Source organism: Clostridioides sp. ZZV14-6150, from assembly GCF_020657875.1.
In the GTDB taxonomy this organism is placed as follows: domain Bacteria; phylum Bacillota; class Clostridia; order Peptostreptococcales; family Peptostreptococcaceae; genus Clostridioides.
Genome location: NZ_JAGWDA010000001.1, coordinates 82446 through 103044, shown reverse-complemented (window position 1 = coordinate 103044; position 20599 = coordinate 82446). Strand labels below are relative to the sequence as shown.

Here is a 20599-nt window from a genome sequence, read left to right as displayed (position 1 = left end):
GGAATTTAAAATGAAAATATTGGCAGTCTGTGGATTTGGTGTAGGTTCATCAATGGTATTAAAAATGACGATACAAAAGGTTCTAAAGCAGTTAAGTATAGAAGGGGAAGTAGAAAATACAGATATAAACTCAGCTAGAGGGGCTGATTGTGACTGTATATTTACAAGCCAAGAATTATTAAATGAATTAAAAGGAACTTGTAATGTACCAGTATATCCAGTTAAGAAGTATATGGATTTAACAGAAGTTACAGAAGTTGTTCAAACTTTCTTAAATGATAAGAAATAGTATAAATTTTAAAAAGTAAATTTAAGTTAACCGACATAAACTAAAAACTTACTAAAATTAAAAATAGTAAGAAAGAGAGGGGGAATTTAGTGATAGAAAACTTAAATAGTTAACCTATCACTAAAAAAATAATGCTTGATTTTATTTCAAATAATATTTTACGTAATCCGTCCATGCTAATTGGATTAATAGCAGCGTTTGGCCTTATACTACAGAAAAAGAAAGCATCAGATGTTATAAAGGGGTCATTGCTTGCAGCTTTTGGCATAATAATTATGGAAACTGGAACAGGGATGTTAGTTAGTTCAATAGCACCGATTAATGGAGCTTTCCAAAGTATAAGTGGTGGTGCAGTAACAAAAGGTTTGAGTGATGTTACTTTTACTGCAAGTTATGGAGGAATTATAGGTTTATCAATGTTTATAGGTCTAGGCCTTCACTTAATGATAGCCAGATTTACACCTATTAAGACAATCTTCTTAACAGGTCACATGCTCTACTGGTTCCCATTTATATTTGTAGCATCAGGAGTTGAAACTGGATTAGATGGTGGAGTATTAATAGCTTTTGCAGCAGTATTATCAGCACTTTACTGGTCAATAATGCCATGGTTATTAAGAAAATATGTATTTGACGTTATTGGAGATGACTCATTTACACTAGGACATCCATCAGGTTGTTTAGCACTTATATCAGGATTTGTTGCTAAGTTAGTAGGAAATAAAGAAAAATCTACAGAAGATATAAACATACCTCAAAGTCTGTCATTCTTTAGAGAAATATCTATAAGTGGTGGAATGGCAGTATTTTTAATGTTTATAGTGGTTGGAATAGTAATACCAGATGCATTTAAAGATACTAATGAGTTTATTGGAACATATGCAATAAAGCAAGGTCTTTCTTTTGGAGCAGGTCTTATAATAATGCTTCATGGGGTAAGAATGTTAATAAATCAAATAATGCCTGCATTCCAAGGTATATCAGAAAAAGTTGTACCAAACGCACTACCAGCTTTTGACTGTCCAATACTATTTAACTATAAGCCAAATGCTGTATTAATAGGATTCTTAGTTGCCATGTTAACATCTACAGCTATGATTTTAATATGTAACTACTTTAAAGTATTTAACATGTTACTTATACCGCTTGTTATAACTTCTTTCTTTGAGTGTGGAACAGCATCAGTAATAGGCGAATCACAAGGTGGTATACGTGGAGCTATAATAGGTACAGCTGTAGCTGCAATATTTATGGTAGCTTTAGTAGGAATATCTGCTGTAATTTACTCAGGAACTATTCAAAACTGGATACTAATATTTGGTGGTAACGACCTTTCGCTATTTGGTATAATCAGTAAGTTTATAGGTTCATTATTTGGAGGAGTATTATAAACATGGAATTTAAATACATAAATGAGATAAAAAGATTAATTAATATAATAGAAACTGAAGAAAAATCCAATATGGAAAAAGCAGTACAAATACTTGTTGAGGCAATAAAAAATAAAAGTGCTATATTTTCGTTTGGGGCTTCACATGCAGGAATACTAACAGAAGAATTATTTTATAGAGCAGGTGGCTGTGTTCTTATAAATCCAGTGTTTGCAAAGTCTCTAATGTTAGACACAGCTCCTATAACTCACACTAGCAAGATGGAAAGACTAGAAGGATATGGTGTGGCTCTAGCTGATAAGACTCCAATTAAAGAAGGAGATATAGTTATAATTCACTCAGTATCTGGTAGAAATCCAGTAAGTATAGAATTTGCTATGGAAGCTAAAGAAAAGATGGCAACATTAATATGTATAACTAATTTAAGCTACTCAAAGAGTGTATCTTCAAGACATTCTTCAGGAAAAAATCTTTATGAGGTGTGTGATTTAGTAATAGATAATCATGGTCAAAAAGGAGATGCCTGTGTAGAAATAGATGGTCTAAATCAAAGAGTTAGTCCAACTTCTACTGTAATTGCAACTACTGTGATGAATTCTATTATAGCTCAAGTTACTCAAGAGTTAGTTAATATAGGGTTAAAGAATCCACCAATTTTTTATAGTGCAAATATAGATGGTGGAGATGAGTTAAATAAGAAGATTTTTGATGAATATAAAGATGTAATTCACTATGAGTATTAAGGTGAAGAAAGTATTTTAATAAGGTCAAAAATGTCTTAATAATTATATAAATAAGTAGCATCGATTAAAAGCTGTAGGTAAAATCTACAGCTTTTATTATTTGGTAATACATCGAATGAAGATAAGTAAGAACCTCTTTTTTATTAATTAAAAGCATTCCTTATTTATTTTATAGTATAAAATATTAAATTATTTAATTTCTATAATAAATATATTTAATTGTTTTTAAGTATATTAGTATCTAATTTACATTTATGAATTAATCTTTTTATTTGCTAGTTCTAGCTCTAAGTTTTTTATAAAATTATTAAACTCATCTGGTTGTCTTTTTCCAAATAAGATTCTTACAATAACTGAATTAATTTTTCCAAATATATTTCTATCACTTTCACTTTCAGTGAAAATAAGTTTTGTATTTTCTAAATCAATGTGTATAAGTTCATATCGAGTAACAAAACTTTCTCTGTTATTGCTTGTTTTTATCTCATATATTCTATTCTTCTCAAAATTAGTTATTTCAACCTTAAATCTTTTATTATTTTTTTGTTGTACAAATGTACCTACTGCCCTTTTCTCATTAAAATTAGGGAAATTTAGTCTTGCAGATTTTATAAATATATTAAATATATCTTTTGCAGAGTATTTCAATAAAGCTTCAGATTTAAATGTTTTCATATTATTTTCCTCTCTGTGTGTAATTTTAATACTTGTAAATTATTTTTATAAATAAAATAGTATAATATGTCATATAAAGTCATATCTAAGTTAGAGATATGATTAAATTACTGTGTATATGAGCGTTTAATAAAATACTACTATATCGAATTAAAATTTAAAAACAGAAAGTGTTAAAAGCATAAAGGATTATAAATTTTTTTGTTGAGTAGATATATAATATTATATCTAATTAAATAAACTTTTCAATCCTAATTTTATAACTAATTTATATGATAATCTATATTATGAATTATAATATTATCAATCAAAAACAGTTAATACATTTAGTAAATTACTAAATGTACAAAAAGTAAATGTTTATCAAAATGTATGAATGTTTATGAAAACGTAGTCATGTACAAGTGTTGCAAAGAAAAAAAGTATTAAAATAAGTATGGCACGATAGTTGCTTATATATTTATCAAGAAAGGAGTTATCAAGCATGGAGTTGAGAGATAAACTTGTAAACATCATAAATACAGAAAATAAAAAAGACCCACTAACAGATGTTCAAATAGCAAAGTTTTTAAATACAACTAGAGAAAATATAACTAATCTAAGGAAAGAACTCAATATAAGTAATTCGAGACAAAGAAGATATCCCTATTTAAAGTCAGCGATTTCAGCAATATTGCAAAACAGTAAGGATATTTCTATTTCAGAAATTACCAGAGAGTTGATGACAGAAGGATTCAATATATCAAGAAGAGTTGTAGAGGAAATATTACCTAAGGAAAGTATAGAAATGGAAATAGTAGAGGTAATTGAAGAAAAATCAAGCGACCCGTTTGAAACTTTGATTGGAAATAAGGGAAGTCTTAGAAATGCTGTAGAACAAGCAAAGTCTGCTATATTGTATCCTCCAAAAGGTCTTCCCACTTTAATTGTAGGAGAAAGTGGAGTTGGTAAGAGTTTATTTTCTAAACATATGTATGAGTTTGCAAAGAAAAAGAAGGTAATAAAAGAAAATTCTAATTTTGTTGTATTTAACTGTGCTGATTACAGTGATAATCCACAATTATTGTTATCTTTATTATTTGGATATAAAAAAGGCGCATTTACAGGGGCTGAATATGATACACCAGGTCTTGTAGAAGAAGCTGATGGAGGAGTTTTATTTTTAGATGAAATTCATAGATTACCTCCAAAAGGTCAAGAAATACTATTTTCTATTTTAGATAGAGGCAAATTTAGAAGATTAGGTGAAACTAATGCTGAAAGAAAAGTAAGCATGATACTGATTGGAGCAACTACTGAAAACGTAGAGACTAATTTATTATTGACATTTAGAAGAAGAATACCAATGCTAATAACATTACCATCATTACATGATAGACTGTTAAAAGAAAAAATAGACCTTATATACAATATCTTTCAACAAGAGTGTAACAGAATAAATGCAAAAATATTTGTAGATAAAAATGTGATTGAAATACTTGCATTAAAAAAGTTTAGTGGAAATATAGGACAATTACAAAATATGATTCAAGTTCTTTGTGCAAGAGCTTTTATGAAGTTTATAAATTCTAAAGATGAAGATTGTGAATCAATAGTAGTAGTAGATATAAATGAAGTTTTAAAACTTAAGGATTCTTTCAAAGATGCTGCTTTTCAAGAGGTTGAATACACAGAAATAAGAAAGTATTTAAAAAATGCTATATTTATACCATTTAATTTAGAGGAATCTTCAATAAAAGAAAATGCTGTGAGTGATGAGTACATATTACCAGAGGATATATATAAAACAATTGAAAAGAAATATTATGATTTAAAGTCTTTAGATATTGAAGATATTGACATAGAAAATATTTTATGGACTTTTGTTTTAAATAGATTTGCTGACATAAAGTTTAATCTAGAAAATGATGAAGAAATCTTCTCAATGAGTGATTTAAATAGCTTTGTAAGTGATAGTCTAGTAAAACTGGTAAAAGAGCTAATGAATAATATAATTGAAAAAAATACTAATTTAGAAGTAAATAAAAATGCATTTAAATATCTAGCAATACATTTAGAAGAAGCAATAAAAAGGATTAAACTAAATCAAAAGATAATAAATGTAAACTTAGAAAAAATAAAAATAGATTTTTCAAAAGAATATGAAATAGCAAAAAATTTTGCAATTAAAATTGAAGATATAAATGAAATTAAGATTCCAGAAGATGAAATTGGATTTATAACACTTTATATAAAATCAGCCCTAAAGAATGAGGTAAAAAAAGATAAAGTTGGATTAATAATAATCTCTCATGGTCGTATAGCTACAGAAACTGTAAATGTTGTTAAAGAGCTTTTGGGAGTAAAATTTCCTGTGGCTATAGATATGCCTTTAGATGAAAAACCAATGAATATATATAACAAGGCAGTGGAGTTGTCAAAAATAATAGACCAAGGAAAAGGAATATTATTTCTAGTTGATATTGGGTCACTTACAAATATAGGACAAATAGTAAATAAGAGAACTAACATAAATACTAAAACTATTGATAGAGTAGATCTTTTAATGGCATTAGAAGCAACTAGAAAAGTTTCTATGGGAGATGAAGAACTCGATGAAATGTTTTTTTCTCTTGTAAAAGATAGGATGGGATATAACTATGAACTGGAAAAACACATAGATAAATCCAATGCAATTGTGACTTTATGTCTTACTGGAGAGGGAACCGCTAAGTACATAAGTAAAACATTAGAAGAAAAGTACAACAATACTAAATGTTATCAAATGAGTGCTTTGGATGAGAATATTTCCTATAAAATTGAAAAATTAAGAGAAAAAAACAATATATTAGCCATTGTTGGAACAATAAATCCCAAAATACCGGGTATAAATTTTATTCCATACAATAAAGATGTTTTTAAAAACCTAGATATATATCTTTCAAAAAAACAAGATGATAGTCAAATTAAAGGATATGGAAGAATGCTTGATGATGATTTAGTAATATTTGAGCCTGATATATATTTTAAAAAGGATTTACTAGAATATGTATGTTCAATTCTTATCAATAAGGGATATGTGGAAAAAGATTATTTGGATTCAGTTCTTCATAGAGAAGAAATGCTTCCAACATATTCTAAAGGGGCTACAGGTGTACCTCATGGAGATTCTTCTACGGTAAATAGTACAAGATTTGTTTTTATTAAATTAAAAAACCCTATTGACTGGGGTGTTGGTAATGTGAATTTTGTATTTATGCCAGTTTTTAAGACTAATGATAAAGATATTGTTAAGAATGTTCTTGAAATTTTAAAAGATGAAAAGTTTATGAATAGTGCTAAACAGTGTTTTGATAAAGAAGGTTTTAAGAAGATTATATTTGATAAATTTAAAAATATATAGATATAGCAACAATTTGAGAGGAGTTAGAGTAATGAATGTAGATTTAATATCATTAGGCTTAGAAGCTAATGATTATGAAAGTATTATCAGAGAATTAGGAAATAAAATGTATCAAAAAAAATATGTAAAAAATACATATATAAATGCAGTTTTGGAAAGAGAAAAAACATTACCTACAGGTCTTAATATTGGAGAAATGTGTGTTGCGATTCCACATACAGACTCACAACACGTAAATGAATCTAATGTAGCTGTAGGAATATTGAAAAATCCAGTAAAATTTAATTCAATGATAGACCCAACAGATAATTTAGATGTAGAGCTTGTATTTTTACTAGCAGTAAAGAATCCAGACTCTCAAGTAAAATTATTAAAAGATTTAATGTCAGTTTTTCAGAATATAAAGCTATTAAGAGACATAAAAAATGCATCAACAAAAGAAGAAGTAGCTGAATTGTTAAATTTTATAGAAATATAATGACAAGATGTTTTAGAAGTAAATAATAGAACATTAAAAACTTAAAACCAGTATTAACTTCTGAGCAATTTAATTTATATAAAATAAAAACTTAAATATAATATTAGGAGGAAATTATTATGAAACAATTTAATGTATTATCAGTATGTGGTTCAGGAACAGTTACATCATCAATGGTGGCAGGTAAATTAAAAGAAGTCTTAGGAGATAAAGGAATATCTATTACAACTACAGAGGCTAGACCAACAGAAGCATTAAATTTGGCACAATCAGGAAGATTTGATTTTATAACATTTACAAGCCCACTTCAATCAGGTGATTATGGAATACCAACTATAAATGCATTTGCTTGTCTTACTGGTATAGGAGAAGATGCATTCTTTGAAGAAGTTTTAAAGGTTATTGATAGTTTAAATAAATAGTGTTTAGAGTATAAATTATAGTATTTAAATCAATAATTTAGATACTATAATAGACTACTATTCAAATAACTACTATCAAAATAAATTTAATTAAAGTGACATCATTTAAGAATTTATTAGAATAAAAAATGACAACAAAAAGATATTTATTTAGACGTATTTAATTAATTTGATAAATGTTTAGAAATAGGAGGATAAAAGATGTTAACATTTATGAAATCTATAATCGATACATTTGGTTCTGCAATTATAGTTCCAATTATAATATTCATAATAGCAAAAATATTTAAAGTAACTACTAAGAAATCGTTTCTTTCAGCTGTATATGCAGGTGTTGCTTTGCAAGGTTTTACATTAATATTAAATTCATTTACACCAATAATAACACCAGTAATTAATAGAATGGTAGATAGTACAGGAGTAAATTTACCTGTGTTTGATGTTGGTTGGCAAGCTACATCATTAGTTGCATTTTCAACAAGTGCAGGTATGATATACTTAGGTCTTGGAATATTATTGCAAACTATTTTATTTTTAGTAAAGTGGACAGATGTATTCCAACCATCAGATTTATGGAATAATTATTCTTATATGGTCTGGGGAGCAATGGTAATAGGAGTGACAGGCAATTTCCCTTTAGGTATAGGATGTATGGTCTTGTTAAACTTATACAGTTTATTAATATCAGAATTAGTTGCAAAGAGATGGTCTAGTTATTATAGATATCCTAATTGTACAATAATAGCTATGCACAATGTTGAAGCTTCTGTCTTTGCAGTATTTGCAGACCCTATATATAACAAACTTGGACTAAATAAAATAAAGTTAAACCCTAAAGAATTAGAAAAGAAACTAGGATTTTTAGGTGAGCCGATTACTCTAGGTCTTTTCTTGGGTATGTTTATTGGTATACTAGGTAATATGACTAGAATAACTACTATGGAAGCTTGGGGAGAAATAATGAAAGTTGGTATATCTACAAGTGCTGTTATGGCAATATTCCCAAAAGTAGCAAGTATGTTTGCTCAAGCATTTGCACCTATAACAGAAGCAGCTAGAAAGATTATGCAAAAAGCTGGAAATCGCGAGTGGTATATAGCAGTAAATGATGCTGTGGGATATGGTGAACCTGCAACTTTAATATCAGGTCTTATCTTAATTCCAATAATGCTTGTAGTAGCTATGATACTTCCAGGTAATCAAGTATTACCAGTTGTAGACTTACTTGCAATTCCATATATGGTACAAGGTTTAGTTGCAGTACATAATGGTAATATACCAAAAGTAATAGTTTCAGGTATAATATGGTTTGGATTAGGATTATATATATGTACATCTACAGCTCCATTATTTACAGATATGGCTACAAGTGTAGGTGTTGCTATACCAGCTGGAGCTATGCTTATAACAAGTTTCAATATACTAGGAAAACCTTTAATGGGGTTAGTGTTCTTTGCATTCTTAAGTGCAAATCCACTTTATATAGGATTAGCAGTTGTAATTTACTTTATCCTATGGGCATTATTTAGAAAGAATAAAACAAGTATACTTGAATATTTAGAAAAACAAGCACTTAAAAATGTAGCAGAAGAACCTGTAGTAGCATAGTTTAAGTTTATTAAAATATAATAATACAATAAATTAAGAAATCTATAGTTGATTTTATAGAAGTGTCAGAGATTATCTGAAAAGCTATAAATGAAATGTAGATTTCTTTTTATTTTGATAAATATTAGGATTCTGTTTTATTGCACTCAACTATCAATTTTATGGATTTTATTTTGTTATTTAAAACATACTTTTTTACATTTATACAATAATGTAATTTGATTTTATAAAATGTATTATATATTGTCAAAATGCTTTGTATATAAGGTATTTGCAGAGATGAATTATTTGTTTTTTGTATGGCATAAATATTGCTATATATAAGTGTATAGCATGAAGGGAGAGGTTTATATGGCAAATAAGATGAGAGCATCAGTACTATACGATATAGGTGATGTTAGATATGAAATGGTTGATATACCAGAAATAACAGATGGAGAAGTACTTGTAAATGTTAAATATGTTGGAATATGTGGCTCGGATTTACCTAGGTCTATGGTTAGTGGATTGAGTGGAGGTACAGCATATCCATTAATTTTAGGTCATGAGTTTTCTGGCGAAGTTGCTAAAATAGGGTCAAAAGTAAAGAACATTAAAGTAGGTGATAGAGTAGCTGTTGCTCCATTAGTTCCTTGTGGAGAATGTGGTTATTGTAAAGAAGGGAATTTTGGATTATGTAATGACTACAATATAATTGGGACAAGAGTAAATGGAGCTTTAGCGGAGTATGTGAAAGTTCCTGAAGAGCATATTTTAAAATTACCAAATACCTTAGATTATGAAACTGCTGCTGGGATTGAACCAGCAACTATAGCATATCACGGGATTGCAAAAGCAGATATTAAGGTAGGAGATAGTGTAGTTGTACTAGGGTGTGGTCCAATAGGTCAGTTTGCTTTACAATGGGCAAAGGTTTTTGGAGCATCTAAAATTATAGCTGTTGATATTTTTAATGAAAAGCTAGAACTTTCTAAAGGTTTAGGAGCAAACTATATAGTAAATTCAAAAGAAGTAAATGCAATTGAAGAAATAAAAAAAATAACTAATGGTGGCGCTGATGTTGTCATAGAGACTGCTGGCAGTAGGTTTACTCAAGAGCAATCTCTACTTATAGCAAAAAAAAGAGGAACTATAGTATTTGTAGGAATTTCGCACACAGAATTACCACTTAGTGCAAAAGCTGCTGAGAGTATATTACGTGGAGAGCTTACTTTGAAAGGTTCTTGGAATTCATATACAAGCCCTTATCCTGGAAGAGCATGGACAGCAACATTAGATTTTATGGGAAAAGGAGATATTATTTTTACACCAATGATTTCACATAAAATAGGTCTTAATGAAGTAGGAGAATTTTTGCGTAAAATGGCAAACAGAGAAATAAATTTCAATAAAATCCTAGTAGAAATATAAAAATTTAAGAGGTATAAAAGATGAATGAAAAATTAAAACAAATAGCTAAAAACATAAGAATAAGTATTATAAAAAGTATAGCAGAAGCGAAGTCTGGACACCCAGGAGGTTCACTGTCAATAGTAGATATCTTAACTGTATTGTATTTTGAAAAATTGAATATAGACCCTATAAAATTTAATGATGAAAATAGAGATAGATTTGTATTATCAAAAGGTCATTCTGCACCAGCATTATATGCAACTTTGGCAGAAAGAGGTTATTTTGAAAAAAATGATTTAATGAGTTTAAGAAAATTTGGTTCTAAGTTGCAAGGGCATCCAGACATGAAAAAAGTAGCAGGAGTAGATATGTCTACTGGTTCTCTTGGACAAGGTTTATCTGCTGCAAATGGTATGGCACTAGCTGGTAAATTAGATAATAAAGACTATACGGTATACACTATTTTAGGAGATGGCGAGATTCAAGAAGGACAAATATGGGAAGCTACAATGACAGCATCACATTATAAATTAGATAACTTAATTGCATTTGTTGACTTAAATGGATTGCAAATAGATGGCTCTAATGAAGAAGTAATGAATGTTAGTCCAGTAGATGACAAATTTAAATCTTTTGGATGGAATGTAATAGTAATAAATGGACATTGTTTTGATGAAATAGGAAATGCAATAGATGAAGCTAAAAAAGTTACAGGAAAACCAACAGTAATAATAGCTAAGACTGTAAAAGGTAAAGGTGTTTCATTTATGGAAAACAATGCTGCATGGCATGGAACAGCTCCAAATGCAGAACAAGCAGAACAAGCACTGAAAGATTTAGAAGGAGGTCTATAGGAATGGGAATAGCAACTAGAGAAGCTTACGGACAAGTGTTAAAAGAACTTGCAGAAAATAAAGATATAGTAGTATTGGATGCAGACTTAGGAAAAGCTACAAAAAGTATATCATTTAAAGAAGTTGCCCCAGATAGATTTTTTGATATGGGGATAGCAGAAGGTGACATGATTGGTACAGCAGCAGGTCTTGCTACTTGTGGAAAGATACCTTTTGCAAGTACTTTTGCAATATTTGCAGCAGGAAGAGGCTATGAGCAAATAAGAAACTCTGTAGCATATCCAAACTTAAATGTTAAAATAGCAGCGACTCATGCAGGAGTAACAGTAGGAGAAGATGGAGGAAGTCATCAAGCTATAGAAGATATATCTTTAATGAGAGGTATACCAAATATGGTTATCCTAAATCCTGCTGATGGAATAGAAGCAAAAAAAGCAATATTTTCTGCTGTAAATTACAATGGACCTGTATATATAAGACTTGGAAGAGCAACTACTGAAGATATACATAATGATGATTATAATTTCAAAATTGGAAAGGGTGAGATTCTTAGACAAGGTTCAGATGTAGCTATAATTGCAACTGGAATAATGGTTTCAAAAGCTATTAAATCTGCTGAATTATTAAGTGAAGAGGGAATTGAAGCTATAGTAGTTAATATATCAACTATAAAACCAATTGATAGTGAACTGATAGTAGAAGTAGCTAAAAATACTGGAAAGGTAGTAACTGTAGAGGAACATAGTGTAATAGGTGGATTGGGTTCTGCAGTTACAGAAGTGTTAAGTGAAAAATATCCTGTTGTAGTAAAGAGAATAGGTGTAAATGATGAATTTGGTCAATCAGGAAATCCAGAATCTCTATTAAATTATTATGGATTGACTGTAGAAAACATAGTTAATACTGTAAAATCATTTTAAGTAAATATAATCAATAATAAAAGTAAACTAAACATAAATTTTATCAATAAAATATGGGAGGAATCAGAATGTTAGAGACTCTAAAAGAAGAAGTATTAAAAGCAAATTTGGAATTACCTGAAAGAGGATTAATTACTTATACATGGGGAAATGTAAGTGGAATAGATAGAGAAAAGGGTCTAGTAGTAATAAAACCAAGTGGTGTTGAGTATGATAAGATGACTGTAGAAGATATGGTAGTAGTTGATTTAGATGGGAATATAGTAGATGGTAAATTAAGACCTTCTTCTGATACTCCAACTCATCTAGTTTTATATAAAGAGTTTGAGGAATTAGGAGGGATAGTACATACACATTCAAGTTGGGCTACAACTTGGGCTCAAATAGGTAAATCTATACCAGCATGTGGGACTACTCATGCAGACTATTTTTATGGAAGTATACCATGTACTAGAAAAATGACTCGAGAAGAAATAAGCAGTGAATATGAAAGAGAAACTGGTAATGTAATTGTTGAAGAATTTATGGGAAAAAATCCAATACACTGCCCAGGAGTAATTGTAAATGACCATGGCCCTTTTACTTGGGGTAAAAATGCAAAAGAGGCTGTTCATAATGCAGTGGTTTTAGAAGAAGTTGCAAAGATGGCATATTATACAGAATTAATGAGTCCAGAGAATACTATGGATAGAGTACTTATGAACAAGCATTTTTCAAGAAAACATGGTAAAGATGCATACTATGGCCAAAAATAACTGTCTGGAGGTAAATTATGCTAGAATCTTTAAAAGTTAAAATTGTGGAAGTAGCAATTAAAGCAGAGAATTATGGTTTGTGTAAAGAAAAAGCTGGTAATTTTAGCATTAGAGATAAGGATACTGGATATATACTTATAACACCTTCAGGTATAGGAAGAGAAGAATTGAAAACAGAACACATTTGTGTATTAGACCTGGATGGGAATGTAATAGAAGCTGAGAAAGGTATTAAACCCAGTAGTGAGGTGCTAATGCATATTGAAATATACAAAGTGAGAGCAAATGTAAATGCCGTATCACATACACATTCTCTATATGCAACAGCATTTTCAGTGGCAAATAAACCAATTATACCAATTGTATATGAGTCAGTTAATTATGGTGGTTATGTAGACATTGCTCCATATGAAAGACCAGGGACTTTAGAACTAGCCAAAAGTGTTTCAAAGTTATTATTAGATACGGATGCATGTTTATTAGAAAGACATGGATTGACAACTGTAAGTAATGACCTTGAAGATGCTTTGTTAAAATCGAGATATGTAGAAGAAGTAGCAGAAATATACTATAGGTCTTTAGTATTAAATCAATTTAAAGAACCTAAGGCAGTAGATATTGATGAATTTGCAGAATGGAAATATCCAGAGGAAATAAAATTTTAATTAGGATGATTTGAATTAAAGAGATGAATTAAAATAGATATTGGCTTCTTTATATAGTGTAGTATTTCTTAAGAAATATATTTAATTTGATATATTCATTTAAAACAAAAAGAATATAGAACCCTAAATCAATTCTTGTATTGGTTTGGGGCTCTATATTTTCTATTTACACATTTCTATTTATGCATTTCTTTTTATTTGATTTTCTGGTGAATTTATATGTTCAAAGTATTTTTTAGTCTCAGATACTATTATAGGTGATAGTGCAAGTAAAGCTATCAAGTTAGGTATCGCCATAAGTCCATTTACAATATCAGCAATTACCCAAACTACTTCTAATTTTAAGAATGCACCTAATAATACCATAGCTACAAATACAGTTCTATATCCATTCATACCTTTTACACCAAATAGGAATTCAAAACATCTTTCTCCATAATAACTCCAGCCCAAAATTGTAGTGAACGCAAATAATGTTAAGCTAACTGTAAGTAATATTGGTCCAAATGTAGGAATAGCGCCATCAAAAGCTGCTTGAGTCATAACAGCACCATTTAAGTCTGAACACCAAACACCTGATATTACAAGAGAGAATCCAGTAAGTGTACAGATTATAATAGTATCTATAAAAGTTCCTGTCATAGATATAAGCCCTTGCTCTGCTGGCCACTCAGTTTTAGCTGCAGCCGCTGCTATTGGAGCACTACCTAAACCAGATTCATTTGAAAATACACCACGAGCGATACCATTTCTAATTGCTAGTGACATAGTTGCACCTAGAAAACCACCAGTTGCAGCAGTAGGTGTAAATGCACTTTTAATTATTAATACAAAAGTTTCAGGTATTTTATTCCAATAAGATATTAAAATGATTCCACAGATTACAATGTAGATAACTGCCATAAAAGGTACTATCTTAGTAGCGACATTAGATATACTTTTAAGACCTCCAAATACAACTAAAGCTACAAATACTGCTAGTACAACACCTGTAATTCTAGGGTCTACTCCAAAGCTACTATTGATAGCGTCTGTTATTGAATTTACTTGAGTAAAAGTACCTATACCTAAAAGTGCAACTAATATACCACTTATAGCAAAGAATATTGCAAGAGGTCTCCATTTTTCACCCATACCATTTACTATGTAGTACATAGGTCCACCAGATACTTGACCATTTTTATCTTTAGTTCTGTATTTTATTGCAAGGACACCTTCTGAGTATTTAGTAGCCATCCCAAAGAATGCAGCTATCCACATCCAAAAAAGTGCACCAGGTCCACCAGCTTTAATAGCTGTGGCAACACCAACAATATTACCAGTACCAACTGTAGCAGCCAATGCAGTACATAAAGCTGCAAAACTTGAAACATCACCACTACCTTTATTTTCAGCAGCGAATATTAACTTAAGGGCACGTGGAAGTTTTGTTATTTGTACAACTCCAAGTTTAACAGTAAGTAATATACCAGTACCAACTAGTAGTACCAATAGGGGCGGTCCCCAAATAAAAGCATCAACTTTGTTTAAAATATCAATTAGATTCATAAAAACACTCCCTCATTTTTTTGCTTTACACAATCAATAGAATTTTTAATGAAGTAATTGACAGGAAATTAGTATAATTTATTAATAATTTCTAGTGTAATAAAAAAAGCTAAATCTAAAATAGATTCAGCTCTGGATATACACTAATTAGCAACCAAAATAAAAGTATTAATAATACTAGTTTTGGTAGATAATCCCTGTCCTTTTGCCTGAGAGATTGAGCACAAATGCCTTGCCCCTTCGGCGCCCATAATGGGTCTCTCCAGAGTTCCGTAAATTTTACAGTCCTACTTTAAAAAGTACCTGAGAGTGTTACTCCTTCGGTGTGCCATATGGCAACTCTTCTATAAAATCTTAACCGGATATTGATTTGTCATAGCTTATTGTATTAATAATAGTAATATAAGTTTTTGTGTTTTGTCAACTAAAAAATTTAAAAACAAGGAAAAAATATAAAAATATAAGTCTAATTACGAATTATAAACTTATAAATGAAAAGAATATACGTGAAAACAAACAAAATAGAAGCTGTATAAATTAAGTGAAATATAAGTTTAGAATAAAAAAACAAGAAAATATTAAATAATTAATTAGAAGTGTTTTAATTATGGTAATATTATAGTTACAATATTAAGAAAGCCATTTATTTAACTTTTAAGTATAATGTAAGATTGAATGAAGAGAAAGGAAGTATTTTAAAATGGGAAAAATATTAGTACTAGCAGAGAAACCTTCTGTGGGAAGAGATATAGCAAAAGTTTTGGGTTCGAAAAATGAAAAAAATGGATATATAGAGGGGCCAAAGTATGTTGTTACTTGGGCACTAGGTCATTTGGTTACACTTGCTGACCCTGAAAGTTATGGAGAAAGATACAAATCATGGAGTTTAGAAGACTTACCAATACTTCCTAAGTATCTAAAGACTGTTGTAATAAAAAAAAGTGGAAAGCAGTTTAATACAGTGAAGGCTCAAATGAACAGAAATGATATAGATGAAATAGTTATAGCAACAGATGCAGGGAGAGAAGGAGAACTTGTAGCAAGATGGATAATAGAGAAGTCTCAAGTAAAAAAACCTTTAAAACGTCTTTGGATTTCTTCAAGTACAGATAAAGCAATAAAAGAAGGTTTTGCAAAATTAAAAAGTGGCAAAGAATATGAAAATTTGTACTATTCAGCAATAGCACGAGCAGAAGCCGATTGGATTATTGGAATAAATGCAACTAGAGCTTTAACAACAAAGTATAACGCACAACTTTCTTGTGGAAGAGTGCAGACTCCTACTCTTGCTATGATACTTAAAAGAGAAGAAGAAATAAGAAATTTTAAGCCTAAAGAGTATTATGGATTGGAGATAATTGCAACAAAGGGCAATTCAGATATAAAGTTTATTTGGAATGATAAAAACAATAGTTCCTCAACTTTTAGTAAAGAAAAGATAGAAAGTGTCTCAAAAAAAGTAAAAGATTTAGATATTAAAATATCTGAAGTAAATAAATCATATAAGAAAAAATATTCACCTGCACTTTATGATTTAACAGAATTACAAAGAGATGCAAATAAAATGTTTGGATTTTCAGCAAAAGAAACATTATCTATAATGCAAAAACTATATGAACATCATAAGGTACTTACTTATCCTAGAACTGATTCTAGGTATCTAACTTCGGATATTGTTGGAACATTAAAAGATAGAATAAAAGCTGTAAATGTTAGTGATTACTCAAAGGTTTGTAATAAATTATTGAAAAGTAATATTATAGCTAATAAGTCTTTTGTTGATAATTCAAAAGTAACAGACCATCATGCTATAATACCAACAGAGCAAAAAGTGTTTATGAGTGATTTTACAGATAAAGAAAGAAAAATATATAATCTTGTTGTAAAAAGGTTTTTGGCAGTATTAGGTCCTCCTTTTGAATATGAACAGACAACTATAAATGCAACTATAGAGGGTGAGACATTTAAAACTAAGGGCAATAAAGTAATAAATCTAGGCTGGAAAGAAAGCTATAAAGATATGGATGATGAAGATGAGTATGAAAGCATTCCAAATGTGTTGGAAAAAGATATTCTTAAAGTTAAAAGTTTAAAGATGACTTCAGGAAAGACAAATCCACCACCATACTTAAATGAGGCCACACTTTTAACATCTATGGAGAAAAGTGGACTTGGTACAGTTGCTACTAGAGCAGATATAATAGAAAAATTATTCAATTCATTTTTGATGGAAAAGAAAAATAAAGATATATATATAACATCAAAAGGAAAACAACTGTTAGATTTAGTTCCTGTGGACTTAAAGACACCAGAACTTACATCATCATGGGAAAAGAAATTATTAGATATTTCAAAAGGTAAGCTTAATAAAAATACATTTATAAATGATATGAAAGATTATTCAAAAGCTATTGTATTAGAAGTAAAAAGCAGTGATAGCAAATTTAAACATGATAATTTAACTAAAAATAGATGTCCAGAATGTGGAAAATTTATGCTAGAGGTAAATGGTAAGAAAGGTAAAATGTTAATTTGTGAAGATAGAGAGTGTAATACTAGAAAAACTATATCACAAACAACTAATTCAAGATGTCCTAATTGCCATAAAAAATTAGAGCTTCGTGGTGAAGGTGAAGGAAGAATTTTTACTTGTAGCTGTGGGTATAGAGAAAAATTATCCTCTTTTAATAAAAGAAAACAAGAAGAAAAAAAGAAAGCATCAAAGAAAGATGTTAATCAATATATAAAAAATCAAAATAAAAATCAAGAAGTATTTAATAATCCATTTGCAGAAGCCTTAGCTAAGTTGAAAAAATAAATAGTTTTCATGGTAATATTATACACAATCACAACTTTAACTATATATTAGTTATATGTACTGATATAATATAGGGTATAGTTTAGACATGAAAGTAGGGATGTCAAATGAGATTAAATTATATGTTTAAATACTATTGTGACGAATGTAAAGATATATGGAATAATTCAAGTATTGAATTATGTAAAGAAATAGAAACATATAGTGAAGAGTCACAAAAAAAGTGTGAAAACGAATTAGATAAATTGATAGATAAAGTATCAGTTCATTTAGAAAAGTATCCAAGTGATGTTGTTTTAAGAAAAATGTGGATAAAAAAAGGTGAAGCTTTTTTGCAAAAAACACTAGAAAAAGAGAATATTTTTAAATTAGAGAAAATGAATGTAGAAGATAGAAAAAAATTCTTAGAAATAACAAAACAATTTATCAGAGATGCTAGAGGATTTGATGATGATTTACCTATAGAGGATATTATGCAGGCCATGAGGAATGTATGGATTTCAAATGCGCTACAATTATTATTTGGAAAAGATGTTTATTATTCAAAAGCAAGTTTTGCATATAGTATGTTATATCCATATACAGACAATTATTTAGATAATACAAAGACAAATGAAATAGATAAAACTTTATTCAATAGTTGGTTAGAAAAAAGACTCTTAGGAGAACAAATTAAACCTAATAACTGTCATGAAAGTAAAGTATCTCAGATGATAGATTATATTGAAGAGGTTTATCCTAGAGAGGATTTCAAAGAAATATATGAGTCACTGTTATTAATATTTAGAAGCCAAGTAAAGAGTTTAAAACAGCAGGATAAAGAGACTTATTTGCATAAAGATGAAATATTATCCATTTCTGCTGAAAAGGGAGGTTCATCTGTTTTAGTAGATGGATATTTAATAAATGGGCTTATGACAAAGGAAGAGATAAAGTTTTGTATTGGTTATGGATTTTTATTACAAATATCTGATGATTTACAGGATATAAAAGAAGACTTAAAGTATAATCATAAAACTATTATGACAGAGATGTCAAAAGAGGGGTTATTGGATGAAATTGCAAATAAGTTAATAAACTTTACTATTGAATTAATAGATAACTTTAAAATTAACAGTAGAAATGAAGCTATAACAGATATGATAAAAAATGATTGTTTAATGTTGATTTTGTTTTCTATAGCTTATAATGCTGAATTTTTTTCTATAGAATATATAAAAAAAATAGAGAGATTTCTTCCATATACGATATCTTATTCATTGGAAATTAAAGAGAAGATGCGAAAAAAATTTAAAAATATTGATTTTTTAAATAATGAAAATGAATATAAAGAAATGATTGATACTATATGTGCAAAGTAGAAAAATAGTGAGATGTGTAATACATATCTCACTATTTTAAGTTTAAATAAAAATATTGATTTTAAGTTATTTAAATGCAGTAATAATCTCATTATCATGTAGGTTTTTAATGATTGTAGCTGCGATAGGAAATCCAAATAATCCAGCTATTCCGAATAGTTGAGCACCAACAAACATACACATTAGGGTTATTAAAGGATACAGACCAATTTGTTGTCCTACTACTTTTGGCTCCAATATTTGTCTAACAACAGTTATGATTATGTATAGTATTAAAAGTCCTATTGCCAAATGTATATTACCATTGATTAATGAAATAATCATCCAAGGAGTTAAGATACTTCCTGTACCTAATACTGGTAAAATATCAACAAGCGCAACGATGACAGATATAGTAAATGCATTTTCAACTTGTAGGATATTAAGACCAATAAGAAGTTCTACAAATGTTACTGATAGTAGTATGGCATATGCTTTTAGCAATTTTAAAATAGCATTGATACTACTATTTTTTATATTGATTATCATCGACTGACTCTTTTCTGGAAACTGTCTTAAAATAAAGTTTACTATTTTTTGATAGTCAAATGTAAAGAAAAAAGAAGCAATTAAAGTTATAATAAGTTTCAACATAAATGCAGGGGTTTTACTTGCAACACTTGCAATAGCATTAAGTGCATTTGTTGAAATAGAGGCAACTAAAGACATCATAGATTGACTGATATTATCCCAACCAAGTATCAATGCTAGATTAACATTAGGTGTACTAGCATCTATCTTAGAAAATAAAGTATTTAGTGTTGGCTGTATACCTGATTTATATATGTCAGGAAGTCTAAAAAATATGTCGCTTATACTTGCAAATATTTTTGCACCAAAACTAATTAATAAAAAGATTCCTAATCCGTAAAAGGCTAAAAGTACTACCGCAGAAATAAATGTACGATTTAAGTTTGTATTATCTGTAATAAGTTTTATAATAGGTCTTAAAATAAAGGCAATGATAAAACTAATCACAAAAGGCATCAATAATGGAAATAAGAATTTTAACACAACATATATAATACTTGCTATTAAAACTACATATGTAAATTTAATTATAAAGCTCTTTTGTTTTTGAATGTCCATAATATAAAACCTCCAATGTATTTAATAGTACTCTAAAATATGTCTTATTTATATAAAATACTACTGTATATTGATTATAAACTATAAAGCTTCTATGTAGTAAATAAATTATGTAAAATTTAGGTTAATTTTGTATAAAGATATACTTTTGTATTTTACAATTAATAAGC

Annotated in this window: 17 protein-coding genes and 1 riboswitch; of the genes, 14 read left to right on the top strand and 3 right to left on the bottom strand. The window is 29.1% G+C overall.

The window, feature by feature from the left end; genetic code table 11:
• The first annotated feature begins 10 nt into the window (after positions 1-10).
• The 3 genes from KGF41_RS00465 to KGF41_RS00455 all read left to right on the top strand — a co-directional run bounded on the left by KGF41_RS00465 (position 11) and on the right by KGF41_RS00455 (position 2423).
• The gene (locus tag KGF41_RS00465; RefSeq protein ID WP_227828903.1) at positions 11-289 is read left to right on the top strand and encodes a PTS sugar transporter subunit IIB; all 279 of its coding nucleotides are present in this window, start codon (positions 11-13) and stop codon (positions 287-289) included.
• A 131-nt stretch (positions 290-420) separates the two neighbouring features.
• Entirely contained in the window at positions 421-1680 is a 1260-nt protein-coding gene (locus KGF41_RS00460) for a PTS ascorbate transporter subunit IIC (protein ID WP_227828902.1), read from the top strand.
• A gap of 2 nt (positions 1681-1682) precedes the next feature.
• A complete protein-coding gene (locus KGF41_RS00455; RefSeq protein WP_227828901.1) occupies positions 1683-2423 on the top strand; it encodes an SIS domain-containing protein in 741 nt (246 codons plus the stop codon).
• A 252-nt stretch (positions 2424-2675) separates the two neighbouring features.
• Here the strand turns inward: KGF41_RS00455 and KGF41_RS00450 are convergent, their stop codons facing one another.
• Positions 2676-3098 carry a DUF3284 domain-containing protein gene (locus KGF41_RS00450; protein ID WP_227828900.1) on the bottom strand — a complete coding sequence of 141 codons (423 nt, stop codon included), beginning with the start codon at positions 3096-3098 and terminating at the stop codon, positions 2676-2678.
• Between the two features lie 484 nt (positions 3099-3582).
• On the opposite strand from KGF41_RS00450, the gene KGF41_RS00445 reads away from it, so the two are divergent.
• The 9 genes from KGF41_RS00445 to KGF41_RS00405 all read left to right on the top strand — a co-directional run bounded on the left by KGF41_RS00445 (position 3583) and on the right by KGF41_RS00405 (position 13574).
• Positions 3583-6480 carry a sigma 54-interacting transcriptional regulator gene (locus KGF41_RS00445; protein WP_227842219.1) on the top strand — a complete coding sequence of 966 codons (2898 nt, stop codon included), beginning with the start codon at positions 3583-3585 and terminating at the stop codon, positions 6478-6480.
• Positions 6481-6511: 31 nt separating this feature from the next.
• Positions 6512-6958, top strand: coding sequence for a PTS sugar transporter subunit IIA (locus tag KGF41_RS00440; RefSeq protein WP_227828898.1), 447 nt, complete (start codon positions 6512-6514; stop codon positions 6956-6958).
• A 119-nt stretch (positions 6959-7077) separates the two neighbouring features.
• Complete coding sequence (locus tag KGF41_RS00435) at positions 7078-7380, top strand: PTS sugar transporter subunit IIB (RefSeq protein ID WP_227432742.1); 303 nt, start codon at positions 7078-7080, stop codon at positions 7378-7380.
• 201 nt (positions 7381-7581) lie between these two features.
• On the top strand, positions 7582-8988 hold the full coding sequence (locus KGF41_RS00430; RefSeq protein WP_227828897.1) for a PTS galactitol transporter subunit IIC: 1407 nt from the start codon (positions 7582-7584) through the stop codon (positions 8986-8988).
• Positions 8989-9339: 351 nt separating this feature from the next.
• Complete coding sequence (locus KGF41_RS00425; RefSeq protein ID WP_227828896.1) at positions 9340-10398, top strand: galactitol-1-phosphate 5-dehydrogenase; 1059 nt, start codon at positions 9340-9342, stop codon at positions 10396-10398.
• Between the two features lie 20 nt (positions 10399-10418).
• Positions 10419-11234 carry a transketolase gene (locus KGF41_RS00420; RefSeq protein ID WP_227856255.1) on the top strand — a complete coding sequence of 272 codons (816 nt, stop codon included), beginning with the start codon at positions 10419-10421 and terminating at the stop codon, positions 11232-11234.
• 2 nt (positions 11235-11236) lie between these two features.
• The gene (locus KGF41_RS00415) at positions 11237-12154 is read left to right on the top strand and encodes a transketolase family protein (protein ID WP_227828894.1); all 918 of its coding nucleotides are present in this window, start codon (positions 11237-11239) and stop codon (positions 12152-12154) included.
• A 68-nt stretch (positions 12155-12222) separates the two neighbouring features.
• On the top strand, positions 12223-12909 hold the full coding sequence (araD, locus tag KGF41_RS00410; protein WP_227828893.1) for an L-ribulose-5-phosphate 4-epimerase: 687 nt from the start codon (positions 12223-12225) through the stop codon (positions 12907-12909).
• A gap of 17 nt (positions 12910-12926) precedes the next feature.
• Positions 12927-13574, top strand: a complete 648-nt coding sequence (locus KGF41_RS00405; RefSeq protein WP_227828892.1) for a class II aldolase/adducin family protein — start codon at positions 12927-12929, stop codon at positions 13572-13574.
• A 180-nt stretch (positions 13575-13754) separates the two neighbouring features.
• Here KGF41_RS00405 and KGF41_RS00400 read toward each other — a convergent pair whose 3' ends face one another.
• Positions 13755-15122 carry an alanine/glycine:cation symporter family protein gene (locus tag KGF41_RS00400; protein WP_227828891.1) on the bottom strand — a complete coding sequence of 456 codons (1368 nt, stop codon included), beginning with the start codon at positions 15120-15122 and terminating at the stop codon, positions 13755-13757.
• 187 nt (positions 15123-15309) lie between these two features.
• Positions 15310-15398, bottom strand: a riboswitch (glycine riboswitch).
• A 424-nt stretch (positions 15399-15822) separates the two neighbouring features.
• Between KGF41_RS00400 and KGF41_RS00395 the strand changes: the two genes are divergently transcribed.
• Both KGF41_RS00395 and KGF41_RS00390 read left to right on the top strand, forming a co-directional pair.
• Complete coding sequence (locus tag KGF41_RS00395; RefSeq protein WP_227828890.1) at positions 15823-17940, top strand: DNA topoisomerase III; 2118 nt, start codon at positions 15823-15825, stop codon at positions 17938-17940.
• 107 nt (positions 17941-18047) lie between these two features.
• Positions 18048-19301, top strand: coding sequence for a flagellar protein FliS (locus KGF41_RS00390; RefSeq protein WP_227828889.1), 1254 nt, complete (start codon positions 18048-18050; stop codon positions 19299-19301).
• Between the two features lie 66 nt (positions 19302-19367).
• Here the strand turns inward: KGF41_RS00390 and ytvI are convergent, their stop codons facing one another.
• Complete coding sequence (gene ytvI, locus KGF41_RS00385; RefSeq protein ID WP_227828888.1) at positions 19368-20429, bottom strand: sporulation integral membrane protein YtvI; 1062 nt, start codon at positions 20427-20429, stop codon at positions 19368-19370.
• Between the last annotated feature and the right edge of the window lie 170 nt (positions 20430-20599).